Source organism: Bradyrhizobium sp. PMVTL-01 (assembly GCF_051861855.1).
Classification (GTDB): domain Bacteria; phylum Pseudomonadota; class Alphaproteobacteria; order Rhizobiales; family Xanthobacteraceae; genus Bradyrhizobium.
The window spans coordinates 6,097,147-6,116,789 of the sequence record NZ_CP193982.1 but is presented as its reverse complement, the minus strand read 5'-3'; the positions used below and the strand labels follow the sequence as shown (position 1 = coordinate 6,116,789).

The 19,643-nt window shown below is 66.7% G+C and carries 19 protein-coding genes and 2 pseudogenes; 6 read left to right on the top strand and 15 right to left on the bottom strand.

Annotated features, from left to right (window positions below):
* Nucleotides 1-9: 9 nt before the first annotated feature.
* The 5 genes from ACRQ5Q_RS29695 to ACRQ5Q_RS29675 form a co-directional block, all read right to left on the bottom strand.
* A complete protein-coding gene (locus ACRQ5Q_RS29695; protein WP_439393490.1) occupies nucleotides 10-972 on the bottom strand; it encodes an amidohydrolase family protein in 963 nt (320 codons plus the stop codon).
* 47 nt (nucleotides 973-1,019) lie between these two features.
* Nucleotides 1,020-1,628 carry a hypothetical protein gene (locus ACRQ5Q_RS29690; RefSeq protein ID WP_439399903.1) on the bottom strand — a complete coding sequence of 203 codons (609 nt, stop codon included), beginning with the start codon at nucleotides 1,626-1,628 and terminating at the stop codon, nucleotides 1,020-1,022.
* Nucleotides 1,595-3,025, bottom strand: a complete 1,431-nt coding sequence (locus tag ACRQ5Q_RS29685; RefSeq protein WP_439393488.1) for a TolC family outer membrane protein — start codon at nucleotides 3,023-3,025, stop codon at nucleotides 1,595-1,597. Before ACRQ5Q_RS29685 ends, ACRQ5Q_RS29690 begins: the two co-directional genes overlap by 34 nt.
* A gap of 185 nt (nucleotides 3,026-3,210) precedes the next feature.
* Complete coding sequence (locus tag ACRQ5Q_RS29680) at nucleotides 3,211-3,990, bottom strand: enoyl-CoA hydratase (protein WP_439374270.1); 780 nt, start codon at nucleotides 3,988-3,990, stop codon at nucleotides 3,211-3,213.
* Between the two features lie 157 nt (nucleotides 3,991-4,147).
* Complete coding sequence (locus ACRQ5Q_RS29675; protein WP_439393486.1) at nucleotides 4,148-4,765, bottom strand: hypothetical protein; 618 nt, start codon at nucleotides 4,763-4,765, stop codon at nucleotides 4,148-4,150.
* Between the two features lie 290 nt (nucleotides 4,766-5,055).
* On the opposite strand from ACRQ5Q_RS29675, the gene ACRQ5Q_RS29670 reads away from it, so the two are divergent.
* On the top strand, nucleotides 5,056-5,601 hold the full coding sequence (locus ACRQ5Q_RS29670) for a sigma-70 family RNA polymerase sigma factor (RefSeq protein WP_439374272.1): 546 nt from the start codon (nucleotides 5,056-5,058) through the stop codon (nucleotides 5,599-5,601).
* Between the two features lie 2 nt (nucleotides 5,602-5,603).
* Nucleotides 5,604-6,242 carry an NrsF family protein gene (locus tag ACRQ5Q_RS29665; RefSeq protein WP_439374273.1) on the top strand — a complete coding sequence of 213 codons (639 nt, stop codon included), beginning with the start codon at nucleotides 5,604-5,606 and terminating at the stop codon, nucleotides 6,240-6,242.
* A gap of 11 nt (nucleotides 6,243-6,253) precedes the next feature.
* On the opposite strand, the gene ACRQ5Q_RS29660 is transcribed toward ACRQ5Q_RS29665, so the two are convergent.
* Nucleotides 6,254-7,354, bottom strand: coding sequence for a DUF2336 domain-containing protein (locus ACRQ5Q_RS29660; protein WP_439374274.1), 1,101 nt, complete (start codon nucleotides 7,352-7,354; stop codon nucleotides 6,254-6,256).
* Between the two features lie 64 nt (nucleotides 7,355-7,418).
* A pseudogene (locus ACRQ5Q_RS29655) lies at nucleotides 7,419-7,688 on the bottom strand (GGDEF domain-containing protein); the annotation flags it as partial.
* 512 nt (nucleotides 7,689-8,200) lie between these two features.
* On the opposite strand from ACRQ5Q_RS29655, the gene ACRQ5Q_RS29650 reads away from it, so the two are divergent.
* From ACRQ5Q_RS29650 to ACRQ5Q_RS29635, 4 genes are all read left to right on the top strand, one after another.
* A complete protein-coding gene (locus tag ACRQ5Q_RS29650; RefSeq protein WP_439374275.1) occupies nucleotides 8,201-8,770 on the top strand; it encodes a sigma-70 family RNA polymerase sigma factor in 570 nt (189 codons plus the stop codon).
* The gene (locus ACRQ5Q_RS29645; RefSeq protein WP_439374276.1) at nucleotides 8,767-9,462 is read left to right on the top strand and encodes a hypothetical protein; all 696 of its coding nucleotides are present in this window, start codon (nucleotides 8,767-8,769) and stop codon (nucleotides 9,460-9,462) included. The genes ACRQ5Q_RS29650 and ACRQ5Q_RS29645 overlap by 4 nt, the downstream gene beginning before the upstream one ends.
* Before the next feature lie 15 nt (nucleotides 9,463-9,477).
* Nucleotides 9,478-11,172 carry a S8 family serine peptidase gene (locus ACRQ5Q_RS29640; protein ID WP_439393484.1) on the top strand — a complete coding sequence of 565 codons (1,695 nt, stop codon included), beginning with the start codon at nucleotides 9,478-9,480 and terminating at the stop codon, nucleotides 11,170-11,172.
* Nucleotides 11,173-11,656: 484 nt separating this feature from the next.
* Complete coding sequence (locus tag ACRQ5Q_RS29635) at nucleotides 11,657-12,394, top strand: TIGR03809 family protein (protein WP_439393482.1); 738 nt, start codon at nucleotides 11,657-11,659, stop codon at nucleotides 12,392-12,394.
* 120 nt (nucleotides 12,395-12,514) lie between these two features.
* Here ACRQ5Q_RS29635 and ACRQ5Q_RS29630 read toward each other — a convergent pair whose 3' ends face one another.
* The 8 genes and pseudogenes from ACRQ5Q_RS29630 to ACRQ5Q_RS29595 all read right to left on the bottom strand — a co-directional run bounded on the left by ACRQ5Q_RS29630 (nucleotide 12,515) and on the right by ACRQ5Q_RS29595 (nucleotide 19,612).
* Nucleotides 12,515-13,885: a TIGR03808 family TAT-translocated repetitive protein gene (locus ACRQ5Q_RS29630; RefSeq protein WP_439393480.1), complete on the bottom strand. Its 1,371-nt coding sequence runs from the start codon at nucleotides 13,883-13,885 to the stop codon at nucleotides 12,515-12,517.
* Nucleotides 13,886-14,109: 224 nt separating this feature from the next.
* A complete protein-coding gene (locus tag ACRQ5Q_RS29625) occupies nucleotides 14,110-14,757 on the bottom strand; it encodes a pyroglutamyl-peptidase I family protein (RefSeq protein ID WP_439374280.1) in 648 nt (215 codons plus the stop codon).
* Nucleotides 14,754-15,743, bottom strand: a complete 990-nt coding sequence (meaB, locus tag ACRQ5Q_RS29620; RefSeq protein ID WP_439374281.1) for a methylmalonyl Co-A mutase-associated GTPase MeaB — start codon at nucleotides 15,741-15,743, stop codon at nucleotides 14,754-14,756. Before meaB ends, ACRQ5Q_RS29625 begins: the two co-directional genes overlap by 4 nt.
* 50 nt (nucleotides 15,744-15,793) lie before the next feature.
* Nucleotides 15,794-17,305 carry a tripartite tricarboxylate transporter permease gene (locus tag ACRQ5Q_RS29615; RefSeq protein ID WP_439374282.1) on the bottom strand — a complete coding sequence of 504 codons (1,512 nt, stop codon included), beginning with the start codon at nucleotides 17,303-17,305 and terminating at the stop codon, nucleotides 15,794-15,796.
* Nucleotides 17,306-17,309: 4 nt separating this feature from the next.
* The gene (locus ACRQ5Q_RS29610; RefSeq protein WP_439393478.1) at nucleotides 17,310-17,801 is read right to left on the bottom strand and encodes a tripartite tricarboxylate transporter TctB family protein; all 492 of its coding nucleotides are present in this window, start codon (nucleotides 17,799-17,801) and stop codon (nucleotides 17,310-17,312) included.
* A gap of 159 nt (nucleotides 17,802-17,960) precedes the next feature.
* On the bottom strand, nucleotides 17,961-18,953 hold the full coding sequence (locus ACRQ5Q_RS29605) for a tripartite tricarboxylate transporter substrate binding protein (protein ID WP_439374283.1): 993 nt from the start codon (nucleotides 18,951-18,953) through the stop codon (nucleotides 17,961-17,963).
* A 118-nt stretch (nucleotides 18,954-19,071) separates the two neighbouring features.
* Nucleotides 19,072-19,284, bottom strand: a pseudogene (locus ACRQ5Q_RS29600) (hypothetical protein); the annotation flags it as partial.
* Between the two features lie 31 nt (nucleotides 19,285-19,315).
* Nucleotides 19,316-19,612 carry a nucleotidyltransferase family protein gene (locus ACRQ5Q_RS29595; RefSeq protein WP_439374284.1) on the bottom strand — a complete coding sequence of 99 codons (297 nt, stop codon included), beginning with the start codon at nucleotides 19,610-19,612 and terminating at the stop codon, nucleotides 19,316-19,318.
* Between the last annotated feature and the right edge of the window lie 31 nt (nucleotides 19,613-19,643).

Below are 19,643 nucleotides of genomic sequence, written 5' to 3'. Positions count from 1 at the left end.
GCGCGGACGTCAAAATCCGTAGAGCCGCGCCGGATTGTCGACAAGGATCTTCTTGCGCACATCCGCGTCCGGCGCCCATACCGGCAGCTGGTTGAGCAGGCGTCCGTCGTCGATCTGGTAGAGCGGGGCGATGTCGGTGGCTTTGCGTCCTTCGACCCGGCTCGAATCCGGATGCGGCCAGTCGGTGCCCCAGACGATGCGATCCGGATTCGCCGCGATCAGGGCCCGCGCGAACGGCACCATGTCCTGATAATCCGGCGCGAGCTTCGAGGAGCGATAGGCGCCGGAGATCTTCACATAGGCCTTGCCGGACTTCACCAGCGCGACGAGATCGGAGAAGCCCGGCTGCTCCAGGCCGAGCGAGGCCTCCAGGCCGCCGAAATGGTCGAACACGACCGGCACCGGCGCCGTCTCGACCAGGTCCTTGATCGCGGAGATCATGGCCAGCGTGGTGTAGAGCTGCACGTGCCAGCCGCGCGCCTTCATGCGCTCGACGGCGGCGGTGAAGCGTGACCTTCCGACAGTGGGGTCGTTGACGCCGCCGGTTGCGAGATTGAGGCGCATGCCGCGGAAACCGTCCGCCTGCATCGCATCGAGCTGTGCCTCGGTCGTCTTGTCGTCGATCACGGCGACGCCGCGCGCATTGGCACCGCGCGCCTTCATGCCGAACAAGGTCGACGAATTGTCGGTGCCGTAGACGCTGGGGGTGACGATCACCACGCGTTCCATATGCAGCGCCTTGTGCAGTGCAGCCATTTCTTCAGGGCTTGCCGGCTCCGGCGTGTAGACGCGCCCGGCGAAGAACGGAAACTTCTCGACATCACCATGAATGTGAGTGTGGCAGTCGCAGGCATGCGCGGGGACGTCGAAATTGACCGGCGTCGTAGGCTGCGCCGCGCGGGCGTGGGCTCTGTTGGTCATGGCTACTCCGGCGGCAAGGGAGGCAAGCAGGACGCTGCGTCGGTTGAGCACGGTTTCTCTTCCTGTTGTTGTTATTTGGCACTGGTGCCGGGACACTATCACATCAGCCGGGGCAGCCCCTGCGCCTCGTTGCATAGCTGCTCGACAAGCTCCGCAAGCGCGCGTGAGCCGTCAACGCGCACGACCGGGCAGGGCAGCTCCGAGAGCCATGCTTCATCTTTTGCGAGACTACGGCCCTCGCGATCGCCGGCTTCGTAGCGCGAGGCCCATTCCACGAACGACTCCGTCTCCTCATGACGCCAGCCGCCCTGTGCGACAGCATCGGCTCCGAAATGCGCGGCCTCGCGATCACGCAGGCGCTGCAACCGAAGCTCGCGCGGCGTCGTCACAAAGACGACGAGATCGAACAACGGGACGAGTTCGTTGCCCCAGCCGGTGACGGTTCCGCTCAGCACCCAATCGAGACGCGGCAGAAACATCTCGCGCATCAGGCGCAGGCGGTCGGCGACGGGGCGGGTCGTCTGGTAGGGCGGCACGGTTGGCAGCCAGAAATAATCGTCGGTGTCTTGATGCGACAGCGCAAGCCGGCCCGCCAGCGCGCGTCCGAGCGTCGTCACCCCGGAGCCCGAAGCTCCCATCAGATGGATGCGGCGGGACCCAGGAGATTCTGAGGCTACTGCCCCGACGGCGTGCGCAGGCCGTGCCAGGCGTCGCGGACCTGCTGGTAGTGCACTTCGGGCAGATAGTCCGGTGTGTTCAGGTTCAAGGTCTTGACGTCGAGATGGCCAACGGCGCTGAGCAGCGTGTAGGAGGCGATCACGCGGTCGCGCATCGCACCGATCAGGCGGGCCTTGGCCTGGATCAGGTCGGCCTGCGAGTTCAGCACGTCCACCGTGGTGCGCTGGCCGCCGGCCGCCTCGCGCTGCACGCCCTGCAGCGCGACGGTTGCCGCCTTCACCTCGGATTCCGAGGCCGAGACCGCGATCTTGGCGCCTTCATTGGCGACCCAGGCGCTGACCGCCGCCGTGCGCGCCTGGTTCCGCACCTGATCGAGCACCAGCCGGCTCTGTGCAGTGACCTCCTTGGCCTGCCGGGTTTGCGCGGCGGCCTGGCCGCCGTCATAGATCGGCACGGTGACATTGGCGACGATCGAGGCCTGGTCCTCGGCGAAGGTTCCGAGCGTCGGGTCGTTGTTGCGGCTCTTGCTGGCGCTGCCCTGGACGCTGGCGCTCGGCAGCAGCGCGCCCTCGGCGACGCGGATGTTGGTCGAGGCGACGTCGACGTCGAAACCTGCCGCCATCACCGCCGGGTGCTGACGGATCGCCAGCGAGAGCGCATCCTCGCGGCTCTTCGGCAGATAGCGATCGACCACCTCGGCGGGCTTGAGCTGCGACGGTGCGTTGCCGATCACCTGCGTGTAAGTCGCCTGGCTCACCGCAAGCGCGACCTCGGCGGCGTTGAGATCGGAAAGGCCACGGTTGAGGCGGGCTTCGGCCTGGGCGCTGTCGGTCGGCGTCACGTCGCCGGCATTGAGGCGGCGCTGGGTGACCGCGAGGGTCTCCCGGAGGAAGGCCACGTTGGAGCGCTGCGCCTCGACAAGCGACTGGTTCGCCAGCACGTTGGTATAGGCGGTGACCGCGTCGAGCAGCACGCCCTGGCCGACATTGCGCAGCGCCTCGCGGCCCGACTGCACCTGGAGCTCGGCGGCCCGCACGTTGTTGGCGGTGCGGAAGCCGTTGAACAGGGTCTGCGTCACGGTGACGCCGATGATCCACGGCTTCAGATCAGCGGTCTGGATGGTGTTGTTGGGCAAAAGGTTGCGCACCGATTGCAGGCCGGCGCTGAGGCTCGCCACGAGCTGCGGACGGTAGCCGGCGAGCGCCTGCGGCACGCTCTCGTCGGTGGCGCGCTGGCGCGCGCGCTCGGCATTGAGTTGTGGGTTGGTCTGGTAGGCTTTTGCGAGCGCCTCGGGCAAGGCTTCGGCCCATGCAGCCGAGGGCAGGGCGCACGAGAACGCCAGCGTGGTCCATATCGCAAGCACAGGACCCACGCCCGATCGACGTCGCGCCATCACGCGACCAGCTCTGGCGGTACGCCCACTCATGTAATCCCGCTAAACCCCGGCTGTCCGCCCCCGCGACGGTGGCCTCTTAACTGTTTAACCAGCCGAGGTCCCGCAGGCAAACTGCCGCGGGGAAAACCCCCATCTATTCCGTGCTTGTTGCAGGTGCGTCACAGCATTTTGCGAAAAGACGCCGGAGCCTTACACCAGCCTGACGCTTCCGCGCGTTACCGGTTCTTGTTCACCGGCTGGCGCTTCTCGATGAACGCCGCCATGCCTTCGGAGCGGTCTTCGAGTGCGAAGGTCGCGTGGAACAGGTTGCGCTCGACGCTCATGCCCTCGGCAAGCGTCGTCTCGAAGGCACGGTTCACCGCCTCCTTGGCCATCGCGGCTGCCGGGCGCGACATCGAGGCGATCTTCTCGGCGGCGGCCATGACCTCGTCCATCAGCTTGTCGGCAGGCACGATGCGGCTGACCAGGCCCGAGCGCTCGGCCTCGGCCGCATCCATCATCCGCCCGGTGAGGCAGAGGTCCATCGCCTTGGACTTGCCGATGGCGCGGGTCAGGCGCTGGGTGCCGCCGATGCCGGGAATGGTGCCGAGGGTGATTTCGGGCTGGCCGAACTTGGCGGTGTCGGCGGCGATGATGAAGTCGCACATCATGGCCAGTTCACAGCCGCCGCCGAGCGCGTAACCCGCGACCGCGGCGATGGTCGGTTTGCGGCAGCGCGCGACGCGGTCGCCGCCGATCGCGGCGAAGTCTTCGGAGAACATGTCGATGAAGCCCTTCGGCTGCATCTCCTTGATGTCGGCGCCGGCGGCAAAGGCCTTCTCGCTGCCGGTCACGACGATGCAGCCGATGGCATCATCGGCCTCGAGATCGTCGACCGCCGCCGCGATCTCGCGGAAGACGCCGAAGGAGAGCGCGTTGAGCATCTTCGGCCGGTTCAGCTTGATGATGCCGACCGCGCCTTTGCTTTCGACGATGATGTGTTCGAACGTGCTCATGCTCCACCCACGCTTTTGATTGGGTGGGCAATGTGCCTGCTGGCGCGATGGGCTTCAAGAGCCCAAGGAAGCCTTCGGAACAAAGCGGCCCGGAACACGCTGCAAGTCGCGCGTTCCAGGCCTGGAAACTTAGGCGGGGCAACTCAGGCCAGGAAATTCAGGCCATGAACATGCGCGCGGCGGACGCCAAGGTCAGCAGCGTGCCGACGGCGATGAAGATCTTGCCGATCATGGAGCTCTGGTCCCAGGCCGAGCTCTGATGGCTGCTGGCCATCACCGGCGCGGGACGCGGCTGCGCCTCGCTTGCGGCAGGCACCGCCTTCTGGGCGGGTGGGCTGTCCTGTTGCGCGGCGCCGTCGAGATCGTTCGGCTGGTCGGGGGCGACGATCTGGCTCTCGGCATTCGGGGCCGCGGTATTGTCGGCCGCCGCCTGAACGTTGTCGTTGGCGCGGCCGGTCATGGCGGAGGCCGCAGCCGCGGGCGTATCGGCAGCGGCAAGCTGCGCATTGGCGTTGGCGACCCCGGGCGGCATCTGGCTCGAGGCGGTCGGGCCGCCGGCGGCCTTGTCGCCGGACGAGTTCTGCGCCGTCTTGTTGCTGGTGCGGCGAGAAGACTGGTGCCGGTGCTTGCCCGGTTTGATTGCATCGGCCTCTTTGCCCGCGCTGTCCGATTGGCTGCTCGTGGTCGAGGCTGGCGCCGCCTGTGCAGCGCCTCCGAACAGCAGGAAAAACCCGGCAAGAAGAATCAGGGCAGCGCGCCCGCTGGCTTTCATCATGTTGACGATCTCCCCAATTCGCCCATCCCCGGACCGAACAGAGACGCCGCGAGGTGACGACAGCGGGGCAGAAAAGGGGAATCTTCGGGCCACACTGGGCAAAAGCGGGGCAGGTCCTCCGGTGCCGCCAGCCGCCGGGTGCGGACGGGAACGATCGGTGTTATGAGCCGTCGCGGGTTTTTGCGGTCGCATCGGCGCATCGGCTCTCAGCATCGATCACGAGTTCGTGATCGCGCGGGACCGGCGTAACAAATTGAAAGAGCGGCCGAATTGCATGGTGAGGGGCGCGCGTGCGCGGACGTGAGGACGAATGGACCGGCCTGATGCGGTCGGCCATGGCAGGCGATGATGCGGCGTATCATCGCCTGTTGAAGGCGGTCACGCCGGTGCTGCGCGTTGCCGCGAGGCGCGGCCTGGCGCGGGCCGGGCAGCCTCCCGACCAGGCCGAGGATATCGTGCAGGAGATTTTGTTGGCGGTGCACCTGAAACGGCACACCTGGGACAGCGAAGCGCCCTTCGCGCCCTGGCTGTTCGCGATCGCCCGCAACAAGCTGATCGATGCGCTCAGGCGCCGCGGCAGGCGCGTCTTCGTCAACATCGACGATTTCGCCGAGACGCTGCCGGGCGAGGCGCCGCACGAGACGGCTTCGGCCGGAGAGGTTGCGGCGCAACTCGGCACGCTGCCGCAGCGCCAGCGCGACGTGCTGCAGTCGATCGCGGTCGAGGCCGCCTCGATCAAGGACACGGCGGCGAAGTTTTCGATGAGCGAAGGTGCGGTGCGGGTCGCACTGCACCGCGGACTTGCCGCACTGACGGCCAAACTGCGGGACCACTAGGCATGGATACCGATCAACTCATTCGCTCGCTCGCGGCCGACAACGCCCACCGCGCGCCCCGCGTCGGCGCCGTGCTGACCATGGCGCTGCTGGTGGCCGCGCCGCTGTCGATCCTGATCTTCGCGACCTTCCTCGGCGTGCGCGCCGACGTGATGAGCGCGATGGGCAATCCGTTCTTCGACATGAAGTTCGCGGTGACGCTGTCGCTCGCGATTCCCGCGATCATCGTCAGCCTGCATCTGTCGCGGCCGGAAGCCCTGCTGCGCGGCTGGGGCTGGCTGCTGCTGCTCCCCGTCGGCCTGCTTGCAGTTGCGATCGGCAGCGAGGCGATGATGGCGCCTGCGATGCCGATGACGATGCGCCTGATGGGCAAGAACTCCAGGACTTGCCTGATGGCGATCCCCGCTATGTCGCTGCCGCTGCTTGCGGGGGCGCTGATTGGCCTTCGCCACGGCGCGCCGTCGCGGCCTGCGCTTGCCGGTGCGCTCGCAGGCCTCGTGTCGGCCGGACTTGCCGCGACGCTCTATGCCTCGCACTGCACCGACGATTCACCGCTGTTCGTCGCGACCTGGTACACGATCGCGACCGCGGTGGTGACCGTGATCGGCGCGGCGGTGGGATCGAGGGTTTTGCGGTACTAAATCCGGCGGCTTCAAGCCGCCGGCGTCGCGTTCTGCATGCGATGGAAGCGCAGCACCTGCTGCGCGGTCGAGCTGCGGAGCGCCTCGTAGCTGTCGCGTAGCGCCAGCATGTCGGCCGTCGTGCCGCCTGAGAGCTTCTCGCGCATGGCGATGATCGCGCGCACGCTCGACCATTGCATGCCCGCGACCTTGGCGAGGATCATCACGCCCTCGGTGCGGCTTTCGATCATCATGGTCTCGGCGGTCTCGACCGCAACGCCAGCGAGCGCGGCGAGCCCCGCATTGGTCTCGTCGAACTTGCCCTGCTCGGCGAAGGTGGTGACCTGGAATTCGTTGAGGCGGCCGTCCTCGTGCAGCGACTTCACCAGCGCGCGCGCCATCTCGGTCTGCCGGGTCATGGCGGCGGCGCGGACCCGCTGGGCCGCCTGCTGCACCACGCTCGATACCTCGTCAGCGAGCCCGGGATGCGCCGCCTCCAGCTTCCTGCGCACGCTCAGGGACGCCTTCGCGACCAGCTTCAGGTAGTGATGGCGCGGCAGGCTGGGCCGCAGGCCGATGCAGGTCGCGAGGCCGTCGTCGCGTTCGGCGCGCGTGACGAGGTCGGTGAGACTTTGCTCGGAGAACTGCGCGCCCGGATTGCTGACGGTCGATTGCACCACGTCCTCGTTGCCGCGCGTCACCAGCACGTCGGTCAGCGCTTCCGACAGAACCCGCCGCAGCGAGATCGCCTTCAGATGGGCCTGGCCCCGCGTGCGCGCGATCTCGATCAGGGTGGCCTCGTCCAGCCGTTCCGATTTCGTCAGCACGGGTCCTGCGACCTCGATGACCTCGTCGAGCGCCAGCGTGCGGATGATCTTCGGCGGCGCGGCCGCGATCGGTGCGAGGCGATCGGCGAGCAGCGCCCTGGCCGACGTCTCGATCTGCTGGATCAGGCACTCGAACACGTCGTCGAACACGCGGATGTGGTCGTCGGAATAGTCCACCGCGTTGCCCACGAAGAGATCGGTGACACGGCGCAGCGTCTCGACCCGGCGCGCAACGGTGCCGTGCGAGAGCGCGGCCTGCAATTCTTCAAGCAAATTCTCGGATGATTTTTCGGGTCTGGATCTCATTGCCCTGTCCTGGAGCGTTAGGTCCGGCGGAGCCTCTGGCCCCCCGGGAGAAAAAATGGATTGGTCAGTTCGTTACGATGCGGTTGCGCCCTTGCGCCCTGGCGGAATAGAGCGCGCTGTCGGCGCGCGCGAGAAACGTGTCGGCAGTATCATTGTCGCGAAGCGTCACGACGCCCGCTGAAATCGTCACGTGCATGCCCGCAGAGAATTCGTTCCAGTCGAGTTCGGCGACGACGCGGCGAAAGCGCTCGAGTGTGCGCGAGGCGGCGTCGCCTTCGGTGTCCGGCAGCAGTAGCAGGAACTCCTCGCCGCCGTAGCGGCAGAAGCTGTCGGCCACCGCCTCGGGCGTCAGGACGAGAGCCGCGATCTCAGCGGCATTCCTCTCGGGAAGCGACGTCGCGGCCGTGTTCATGGTCCCGCCAATGGTGGATGTCAGCCCAAAAATCTACGTGGCAAGCCTTTAGGTTTGGTATCCTTTGAAACGGAATCCGAAGCCTGCAGCGGAACAGGATGGCATTGGCCGGAGGGGGAATTTGCCCGCGGTTAGGCATCGTCTGCGATGCGGTCGAGCCAAAGCGGGAGTTCGTGAGACATACGTCGTGCAGGACTGCTATGGAACCGGACTTGATCGGCCCGCCTGTGCGGGCAGGCATCCGCAGGAAAGTGTTTCAGTATTATGTTACCGATCTGCACTGAGGAGGTCGCCCGGCGAGGGTGGGGCAAGAAAAGCGCATGTATGTGGGGCAGATCACACCGGTCCCCGTACGATCGTGGCAGGTTGAACAATTTTGCACCGCCCGTCGAACCCTCTGCCGCATCGACCCGACCAACCTTGCGAGACGAGCTTTGAGCGTGACACAGGCGGCTTCGGACGAGGTCCTGATCGCCAGGATCGCTCAAGGCGACCGGCTCGCCATGCAGGTGCTGTACGGGCGGCACCATGTCAGGGTCTACAGGTTCGGGCTGAGGCTCGTGCGGGACGAGCAGGCGGCGGAAGACCTCATCAGCGAGGTGTTTCTCGACGTTTGGCGTCAAGCCGGCAAGTTCGAAGGCCGATCCGCCGTATCCACCTGGCTGCTGGCAATCACCCGATTCAAGGCCCTCTCGGCGCTCCGGCGCAGGAAGGATTTTGAGCTGGACGAAGATGCCGCGAACGCGATCGAGGACCAGTCCGACGATCCGGAAACGGTGGTGCAGAAGAAGGATACCAGTGCGGCGTTGCGGGAGTGCCTCACGGGCCTCTCGCCGGAACATCGGGAGATCGTCGATCTCGTCTACTACCACGAGAAGTCCGTGGAAGAAGTCGCCGAAATTGTCGGGATACCGGAGAACACTGTTAAGACGCGCTTGTTCTATGCGCGCAGGAAACTGGCCGAACTGCTGAAAGCAGCCGGTGTTGAGCGAGGCTGGCCATGATGGCTTTGAGCAAGACGATGCTGCAGCAAGAGCCCAGTGAAATTGAACTGCTGCTGCCGTGGCACGCCGCCGGCACGCTGAACGCGCGCGATGCCCGCCGCGTCGAGGACGCGCTGGCGCGCGATCCGGAGCTCGCCAGGCAATATGCCGCGATCCGCGGCGAGTACGAAGAGACAATCCATCTGAACGAGAGCCTGGGCGCTCCGTCGGCGCGCGCGATGCAGAAGCTGTTCACCGCGATCGATGCCGAGCCGGCGCGTGCCGTCGGTTCGCTGCCGCTGTCGGCGCGCATCGCGACCTTCTTCGCGAGCCTGTCGCCGCGAACGCTGGCCTGGTCGGCGGGTCTCGGCGCCATCGCGCTGCTGCTGCAGGCCGGCATCATCGGCGCGGTGCTGATGAAGACCCAGACCGCGACCTTCCAGACCGCCTCGCTTTCGACCGGCGCGCCGATCACGCGCGAACTCGGTGCGTCCGCAGCACCGGCTCGCGCGCTGGTGCGCTTCACGCCCGAGGCGCGTGTTGCCGACATCACCGCATTGCTCGACAGCTACCAGGCGTCGATCATCGGTGATGCCAAGGGCGGCATGTTCCGCCTGCAGTTCGACAAGGCAATGAGCCAGGACGCGCTCGCCGCGCTGCTCGCCAGGATGCAGCGCGAGAAGTTCGTCAACCTCGCCGTTGCGGCGCCGTAGGGCGCCTCTGAATCTATGACGCGCAAGTCCGAGAGTAAGTTGCGAACCGCGGCCTACGCCTCGTCGGTCGGGGCCGCGCTGCTGCTCGCCGCCTGCCTCGGCGTCGAGGTCGCGCAGGCGCAGGCGATCATGCGCACGCCGACGATCAGCGTTCCCTCGCGCACGCCGACCATCACTCCCACCGTCACTGCGCGGGCGGTGAGCGTTGGTCCCGGCCCACGCACGATCACCACGACGACGGTCGCACGGATCCCGTCGGCTCGGATCGGGCCGATGCCGGTGCTGCCCTACGTGCGCTATTCGCCCAACCTGTATTCGAGCTGCACGGCGCCCTATCGCGATGCTGACGGCGAATGCCTGGCGCAGCCGAACGCAGGCGGCGAGGGCGGTGGAAAATCGGGCAAGAAGACTGCCGGCAAGGGGCGCGGGAACAACACGCGGGTTGTGGTGAACCAGCGCATCTTCCCGGGCGAATTCGTCGCCGAGATCGACGGCGGCCTCTCGGTAACGGCGGCCGACGCGCTCGCGCGCCGCCATGGCCTCGCGCGCCTCGCATCCGAGAATTTTCCGCTGATCGGGGCGACGTTCGGCCTGTTCCGCATCACCGACGGCCGGCCCACCGAGACGGTGCGGCGCGAATTCGCCGCCGACGGCAGTGTGCGCTCGGTCCAGCCGAACTTCCGCTACGCGCTGCAGGACCAGAAATCCGCCGTGCCGGTCGAGGGCGACCCTGCGCAATACGCGCTGGCAAAGCTTCGCCTTCCACAGGCGCACACGCTGGCGCATGGCGCCAATGTGAGGGTTGCGGTGATCGACTCCGGGATCGATGCCAAGCATCCCGAGCTCGCCAATTCCATCTCCGATAATTTCGACGCGCTCGGCAGCGCCGATGGCCCGCACGTTCACGGTACCGGCATCGCCGGCGCCATCGTGGCGCATGCCAAGCTGATGGGCGGCGCGCCCGAGGCGCGCATCATCGCCATCCGCGCCTTCGGCGGCACCACGGGCGGCGCCGAGAGCTCGTCCTATATCATCCTGCGCTCGCTGAACTATGCCGCCGAGCACGGCGCGCAGATCATCAATATGAGCTTTGCAGGTCCCAAAGACGCCGTGATCGAGCGCGCCATCGCGGCGACGGCCGCGCGCGGCCTCGTGCTGATCGCGGCGGCCGGCAATGCCGGCGCGAAATCGCCGCCGCTTTATCCCGCCGCCAATCCCAACGTGATCGCGGTCAGCGCGACCGACCAGCAGGACAAGCTGTTTTCCGCGTCCAACCGCGGCAATTACATCGCGCTGGCGGCGCCCGGCGTCGACATCTTCCTGCCGGCGCCGGACGGCAAATACCAGATGACCTCGGGAACCTCGTTCTCGGCGGCCTATGTTTCCGGCGTCGCGGCGCTGCTGCTCGAGCGCAACTACACACTCAAGCCGGAAGCGCTGCGCATGACGCTGGCGAAGACCGCGCGCGATCTCGGCTCACCCGGGCGTGATGATCTGTTCGGCGATGGCGAGCCCGATGCGTATGCCGCGGTGATGGCTATTCCCGCCGACAGTACGACGCCGGTCGCGGCTGCGCCCGGTACAACAAAACGTGAAGACGCCGACAAGCGTCGCGAGGAGCCGGGGATCCGCGCGATCGAGCAGCCCTCGCTGTCGAGCGCAGGCGATAAAGCCGCGATTTCTCAGGCGGATAGGGCCGCGACGCGATAGTCGCTGCGACAGATTGCGCGCACGCCAAAAGTCAAAAAATCAAACGGCGCATTTGAACGTTCAGCCGGGTAGCACGACCAAATTATGTGGGAGCGGTCATCCCTCCCCATCAGTCATATCAGGCGCGAGCGCCCATCCACCCCAAGCGCCCATATGGCTCGACCCGTCCGGTTGTCCCCCCGGACGGGTCTTTTCTTTTTTGGCATCCGAACCCTCCAAGCGATATTTGGGATCAGCTTCAGGTTGAGCGATCGCGGCGGCGCCGAGCGCCAGCGTTCATCAAGTGCAGCGCGCGTCCGTCATGCTTGTGCAAAGCTTGACTGGAAATCACAGCAATTGTCCGCGCGACTACGGTGTTTCACGACCCACCGTGTGTCGTTGCTGGACAAGTCAAAACTTTTCCACAAAATATTCATGTCGCGTCTAAATTGATTCGTGTGCGTTGCGTCCCCCGCGTCCGTCTCTTCTCCCAACGGGCTGGTTCATGACACATCGCCAAGAGTCTGGTTACGCGCCCTTCCGCGCGGAGGGTTGCAGCCGCGAAGTCGCGGCACGCTGGTGCGCTCTCGCCGAGCAGCGGCTGGAGCATCTGTCCGAAATGTTCGAGACCGGACGCTGGCGCCGCTATCACTCCGAGCTCGGCTTTCTCGAAAACATCCAGGAAGCCAAGCGCGCCGTCCAGACCTGGCGCGCCATCGCCACGGGCGGGGACGTCGCAGCGGCAGCGGCGAGCGTCACCTCCGCATTCGGCTGGTCGCCGGCGACGATGCCGCGCGTGTTTCCGCGCGAGCAGCAGGTGCAGACCGTGCAGCCCAAGACCTTGCAGCCCAAGACCTTGCAGCCAAAGGCCGTCCACATCGCCCCCGAGACCGCCCTGCCGATCAATCTCGATCCCAAGCCGGATGTTCGAGCCAAAGTCCCCGAAGCCCCGCTGGTGCCGCTGGCTGCGCCCGTGGCGATAGCCTCGTTCACCGCGCCCGCCGAGATGTCGCCGCCGCTCAGGGCTCCCACTGCGCGGGCCCCGTCAACCGCACCCGCCGTGATGCCGGCGGTCGCGACGCCTGCTGCGATGGCGCCCTTCACAGCGCCCGCTGTGAAGCCGTCGGTTGCTACGCCTGCGCCGGCCGCCGAAATCGTCGCGGCTCCCGAGCGCGTCGCCGAATTCACCCTCAGCCTCGACGGCATCGAAGCGAAGTACCCGCTGCTCAGGAATGCGTTCTAAGGGACGTGCGAAGAGATCAGCGGCGTCCTAATTTGGCGGGTCATCCTGAGGTGCGAGTTTCGCGGTGCAGAGCACCGCGGACCGAGCCTCGAAGGAACGGCCCGGCTGCCAGCCGCGCACCTACCGCCGCACCGCATTCCCGCCCACCATGACCTGCGCAAACCGCTGGGCGTCGTCCGCCGACAGGTCCGCGGTCACCGCGCGGGCATGGTCGAGGCCGACCACGGCGCCGCGCGGGGTTTCCGAGATCATGTTGTTGTTGACGAGCGCGGTGCCGGCGCCGGGCACCACGGAGACGCCGATGCCGGCGAGTGCCTTGCGGATCACGTTGCCCGTGATCGCGACGTCGCGCAGATATTTGCCCCAGCCGGCGACGATGCCGTAGGACGGCGCGTTCTCGATCACGTTGCCGGTCACCGATGTGTCAGCCTCGATGTAGATGCCGACGCCGGCGCCGTCGTCGGGCGCGGTGCCTATGGGGCGCTTCGGGATCAGGTTGCGGATGACGTTGCCCTGGACCACCGCTATGCGGCCGCCCTCGTTGAAATTGCAGACGGAGATGCCGACGGCGGCGCCGTCCACAATGTTGTTGGCGATCACGGCGGCCTCGAACGCGAACTCGGAATAGAGCGCGACCTCGCGCACGTCGCTGACGCTGTTGCCTGTGATGTGGATGTTCGAAGCCGAATTGCCGCGCACCGCGGAATAATCGCAGTTCTTGATGCGGTTGCCGCGCACGATCACGTTGCCGGCGCGGAAGGCGTTGATGGCGTTGCCGTACTGGCCGGAGCCACCGGGCCCGGCCTTGATGTTTTCGATGCGGTTGTCGGTCACCAGCGTGCCGTCGTCGCCGGTCGCCGTGCGCAGGATCTCGATGCCGTTGTCATTGGTGCCGAGAATCGTGTTGTGGGAGACGTTGAGGCCCCTGGCGTCGAAAGAGACGACTGCGGTCACCGCTATATTCGTGAAGATATTGCCGGAGATGTCGCCGGCGACCTGCTCCAGCCAGATGCCGCTGCCGCCCGCGTTCGCGATCTCGCAATCGCTGATACGCACATCCCGCCCGCCGAGGACGTGAATCGATCCGCGCCGGGCCGGCAGCGGAATGCCGGCGCCGTCGAAGGTGATGCCCGTGAGGCCGATGGCATCCGAGCCGTCGCTCTGGATCGCCGAGGCGCCGCCGGTGAAGATGAATTTGGTCGCGCCGCGTACGCCGATCAGTTGCGCGCCGTTCGGCAGCCGCAGCAATCCGCTGCGGTAGATGCCGGGTGGCAGGGCGAGCGGAGTTTGCGCCCGCGCTGCCTCGTCGATCGCGCGCTGGAGCGGGCGGGTCTGGTCCTCGCTGCTACCTGGCCGCACGCCATATTGGGTGGCATCGCGGCCGAGCAGCGACGTCAGCGGCGCCGCACGCGCGACGTCGGCTGACATGGCCAGCGCGCCCGCAATGCCCGCGGTCGAGGCTCCGATGAGGTGGCGGCGATTGAGGTCCATGATGCGTCCTCCGGCGGACGCGGGGGTCCGCGCCGACTAGGTAGCGCAGGGCGACGAGGCCCGTGGGGATTGTTCGCGGTAGGGTTAAATGTTTACGCAAAGACGGTGCCTTAGGGTTGGGCCGCGGCCGCGCGAAGCGCAGTCCGCTGGTGTAACCCACCATGTCACCGCGAGTACGGAACCGTTGATGGAGAAGAGGTGGATTACACTTCGCTAATCCATCCTTATGAAGCGCGCCGTTTCCTTGCCAACGCCACCATCTCCATCAGCATCGCTTCCCCCGCATCCACAAGCTCCTCCAGCGTGATGCGCGGCGCGCCCTTGCGCCGCACCGCGCCGCTGCGCGCGAGCAGGGGAATATGGATGAACGCGGCGAGCCTCGGTCCGCCGGCCCTGACGTTCTCGATCGCGCGCCAGCTCAGATAGTTGCAGAGATAGGCGCCGGCATCGCGCGAGGCGCGCGCATCGATGCCGGTGCGGCGCGCGGCGCGCAGCAGCCGTGCCGTGTGCGGGCCGAACATCATCGCGTCGGCATGGCCGGCGATGCCGCGCTTGGTGGAGCGGGTGTTGGCGGCATCGGGCCAGAGCATGGTGATCGCATTGCGTGCCCGGGTCTCGATGCGCAGATACGGCGTGCGCGCGGCCAGGCCGAACATCAGGAGCGCGTCCGGCTTTTCCTTCGCGAGCACCTCAGCCAATTGCCGGTCGACCGCGGCATAAGTGACCGGGAAGATGTGGCTTGCGATCGCCACATCGTCGAGCGCCGGACGGCGCAATTGCGCCAGCCGTGCCACCAGCGGCCGGGTCGGATTATAGGGCGCGCCGGGGAACGCTCCGAAGCCGGTGAGGAGAATGCGGAGCCTGTCGCTCATTGCAGCAACTCCAGGATCTGCTCGGCGGCGAGCGCCGGCGTGAGATGGCCATCGGCGACTTCTGTCTCGATCTTGCGGACCTTGGTCCGCACCGAGGCCTCGCTGCGCAGCCGCGCCAGCATGCGCTGCTCCAGCATCGACCACATCCATTTCACCTGCTGCTCGCGCCGCCGCGCGGCGAAATCGCCGGAGGCATTCATCGCCTTGCGGTGATCCAGAACCTTCTGCCAGATCTTTGCGATGCCTGCACCGGTCAGGGCCGAATAGGTCTCGACCGGCGGATGCCAATGCTCGGACCGCGGCGCCAGAATGTGCAGCGCGCCGCGATAATCCGCGGCGGTGATCTTGGCGCGCTTGAGGTTGTCGCCGTCGGCCTTGTTGATCGCGATCATGTCGGCGAGCTCGACCAGGCCCTTCTTGATGCCTTGCAACTCGTCGCCGCCGCCGGGCAGCATCAGCGCGAGGAAGAAATCGGTCATGTCGCAGACTGCGGTCTCGGACTGGCCGATGCCGACGGTCTCGACCAGCACGACACCGAAGCCGGCGGCCTCGCAAAGCAGCATCGCCTCGCGCGTCTTGGCCGCGACGCCGCCGAGCGTGCCCGAGGACGGCGAGGGGCGGATGAAGGCATCGTCGGAGGCCGCGAGGCGCGCCATCCGCGTCTTGTCGCCGAGAATGGAGCCGCCGCTGCGCGCCGAGGACGGATCGACCGCGAGCACGGCGACCTTGTGTCCCTGCTCGATCAGATAGGTCCCGAGCGCGTCGATGGTGGTGGATTTGCCGACTCCGGGCGAGCCGGTGATGCCGACGCGAAAAGCCTTGCCGGTGTCGGGCAGGAGCTTCTGCACCAGCTCGCGCGCCAGGGCCTGATGGTCGCCGCGACGGCTCTCCACCAGCGTGATGGCGCGGGCGAGGGCCGCGCGACTACCGGCGCGGAGGTCGCGGGCGAGGGTCTTGATGTCGAGCGAGGTCTTCCTCTCAGTCATGCCCTGCTTTACAACGCCGCGGGGAGGCAGGCGAGGGCCGCCCGCCGATATCACCGGGTCGTTGCCGCGGCCGTCTGCATCGGTTTCACCTTACGCCAGATCCACACCATCACCGGCCAGAGCAGGGCGCCGATCGCCATGGCAGCGAGGATGGCGGCGACCGGGCGCTCGAAGAACGGCAGGATGCTGCCGTCGGACTTGATCAGGGAGGTGACGAAGGCCTGCTCGACCATGGTGCCCATGACGATGCCGAGCACCATCGCGGCCACGGGATAGCCGTTGGCCTCCATGACGTAGCCGATCACGCCGAAGGCGGCGACGGTGACGACGCCGAACATGTTGTTGCCGATCGCGAACGAGCCGACCGCGCAGCACAGCATGATGATCGGCATCACGGTCGAGCGTGGCGCCAGCAGGATATAGGCGGCGACGCGGATCATCGCGATGCCGAGCGGGATCATCAGGATGTTCGCGATGATGAACATCAGGTAGATCGCGTACATGCTCGACGCCTTCTCGGTGAACAGCGTCGGGCCGGGATTGAGGCCCTTCATGTAGAGCACGCCGATGGCGATCGCGGCGATGGTGTCGCCGGGGATGCCGAACAGCAGCGAGGGCACCCAGCCGGAGGCGATGCTGGCATTGTTGCTGGCGCCGGCCTCGACCAGGCCCTCGACATGGCCGGTGCCGAACTTTTCCTTCTCCTTGGAGAAGCGCTTCGACATCGCGTAGGACACCCATGCGGCCATGTCGGCGCCGGCGCCGGGCAGCACGCCGATGATGATGCCGACGATGTTCCCGCGCGTCATCTGCCAGTGGTATTTCCGGGTCAGCTTCCACTGGCCGGCCATGATGCTTCCGAATTTTCGGCGCGGCAGCGGCGGCGGCTCCGGCGTCAGCATCGCGCGCATCACCTGCGCCACCGCGAACACGCCGACGAGGGCCGGGATCGGCTCGATGCCGCCGAACAGATCGGTAATGCCGAAGGTGAAGCGCGGCACGCCGCCGGGATTCTCGATGCCGATGCAGGAGACCAGGAGGCCGATGAACATGCCGGCGATCGCCTTCACTGGCGAGGAACGCGCCACCAGGGTGGCGCACATCAGGCCGAGCAGCGCCAGCCAGAAATATTCGAAGGTCGAGAACGACAGCGCGATCTCGGCGAGCGGCGGCGCCAGGATCATCAGCGACAGCACGCCGGCGATGCCGCCGACCGCGGAGAACCAGACGCCCGCGCCCAATGCGAGCTCCGCCTGGCCCTTGCGCGTCATGGCATAGGCTTCGTCGGCATAGGCCGCGGAGGCGGGCGTGCCGGGAATGCGCAGCAGCGCGCCGGGGATGTCACCGGAGAAGATCGCCATCGACGACGCCGCGACGATGGTCGCGATCGCCGCGATCGGCGACAGGTAGAAGGTGACTGGGACGAGCAGGGCGGTCGCCATCGTCGCCGACAGGCCCGGCAGCGAGCCGATGACGAGGCCGTACACGGAGGCCGCGAACATCGAGATGATGACCTCCCAGGTGGAGATCAGCGCAAGAGCGTCAAGCAGCGTTTTCAGCATGGGGTTACCAGGGCGTCGGCAACAGGCCGGCGGGCAGCGGCACCCGCAGGAGCTTGCCGAAGATGAGGTGAATGGCGAACGGCGACAGCGCGGCGAGCGGCAGCGCCAGCTTCCACTTCGCGCCGAGCGCGGTCGAGGTGACGTAGACCATGATCGCCGCGGTGATGATGAAGCCGAGCCGGTCGGCGGCGAGGACGTAGAACAGCAGCAGCGCCGGGGGCAGCAGCGCGCGCAGGCCGTAGAGCTTGCTTTGCGGCGGCGGGCCGGCCGCCTGGCCGTCCTCGAGCGGGACCAGCTCTTCCTCCTCCTCGAAGGAATGCCCGATGCCGAACACGATCGCGAGGCCGCACAGTGCGAGGCCCGTGCCGATCACCAGCGGAAACACGTTGGGGCCGACCGGCTGCCCCGGCACTGGCGGCAGGATGTAGCCGCCATAGGCGGCAGCCGCGCCGAGCACGACGAGAAACGATCCCGTGACGGAGTCGGGAAGACGCATGGGAGGGGTCCTGTGAGCGCCCCGCTTGCGGGGAGAGGGTCGGGGTGAGGGGGAGTCTCTGCGGGGACGGTGAGAGTTGGACTCGCGGAGACTCCCCCTCACCCGAATTCGAGCAAGCTCGACTTCGACCTCTCCCCGCAGGCGGGGAGAGGTGAACAATCACGCCTTGCTCAATCCCGCCGCCTTCATCGCCTCGCCCATCTGGGCATCGCCCTTGTCCATGAAGCCGGCGAAATGGGCGGCGTCGCCCCACACGGTGCCGAAGCCGCGATTGCTCATGAAGTCCTTGAACTCGGCGGAGTCGTAGACCTTCTTCAGCGCTGCAGTGAGCTTGGTTGCGATCTCCGGCGGCAGGTTCTTGGGCGCGCCGATGCCGCGCCAGGCACCGGTGGCGTAGTCGATGCCCATCGCCTCCTTCAGCGTCGGCACGTCCTTGAAGATCGGATTGCGCGCCGGCGCCATGATGGCGAGGCTCCTGGCCTTGCCGGCCTCGATGATGGCGCGCGCTTCCGGCACCGAGCAGGTGGTGAGGTCGAGGCCGCCGGCGGCGAGATCCTGCATCGCCGGTGCCGCGCCGTTCGAGGGCACCCAGGCGACCTGGTTGGCGGGCAGGCCCATCGCCTGCATCCAGCCGACCAGCGCCAGATGCCAGATGCCGCCCTGGCCGGTGCCGGAGGCCTTGAACTTGCCGGGAGGCGCCGCCTTGATCGCCTCGGAGAGCTCCTTGACCGTCTTGTAGGGCGAGGAGGAGGAGACCTGGATGCCGGGCGGATCCTCGTTCATCAGCGCCAGTGGCGTGTAGCTCTTCGGCGTCAGATCGGTGAGGCCTTGCCAATGCATCATCGAGATCTCGACCGTGAGCATGCCGATGGTGTAGCCATCGGGCTGCGCGGTCGCGATCGCGCTGTGGCCGACCACGCCGGAGCCGCCGGTGCGGTTGACGACGTTGAAGGGCTGGCCGAGGTCCTTTTCCAGCAGCGCTGCGACGATGCGCGCCGTCGCATCGGTGCCGCCGCCCGCGCCCCAGGGCACGATGACGGTGACCGGCCGGGCCGGATAGGCTTGCGCGCGTGCGGGCTTGAGGCCGAATGCGGCGGAAACCGCCGCGGCGGCGGTTGAAGCCGCAAAGGTGCGGCGCGAAATCTTGGACATGGATGCCTCCCAGCGGCGCCCGTCACACCGGGCGCTCTTGTCAATGGCGGCATTCTAGTCGGCTTTGCGGCGCGGCTGCAAGGTAGCGCTACCACAGTGCTGTGAGCAACGCGGCGCAGGCAGCAGCTTCAGTCGCGTTCTTGTCGAGCCACCTTTTGCCCTCCGTGAGGCAGTCGGCAGCGAGCGCCGCATCCGCCTTGATCGCCTCATCGAGGAAGATGCGTGCCTCGATGCTCCTGGTCTTGACGACGGCGTCGGGCTTGGGGTCGGCGGCGAGGGCGGAAAACACGCAAGTTGCGCTCAGCGCCAAGGCGACGCTCAAACCGGTCATGAACCTCAAGGATAGTGCTCCTGCGTGAGCGTCAGAATATTTCGACAATGTCGTCCGCGCTGTGCGCCGCAAAGCGGGGCGCCATCGAGCTGCGAACGGTTGCCTGCGTCTGCAGGCCGGTCGCATCCTCGATGATGTGCTCGACATCGATCAGGTTGAGTAGCGAGAAGCTGGTGTCCGGTTCAACCTCGACCAGAATGTCGATATCGCTGTCGGCGCTGTAGTCTTCGTCGGCCCGCGCGCCGAGGATGGCGAGCTTCGACACGCCCTTGCCCTTGATGGCATCCGCGTTCTTGCGGATCGCCGCGATGATTTCGTCACGTGTCATGGACAGATCTGGCCGGTTGCGCGGCCAGCCT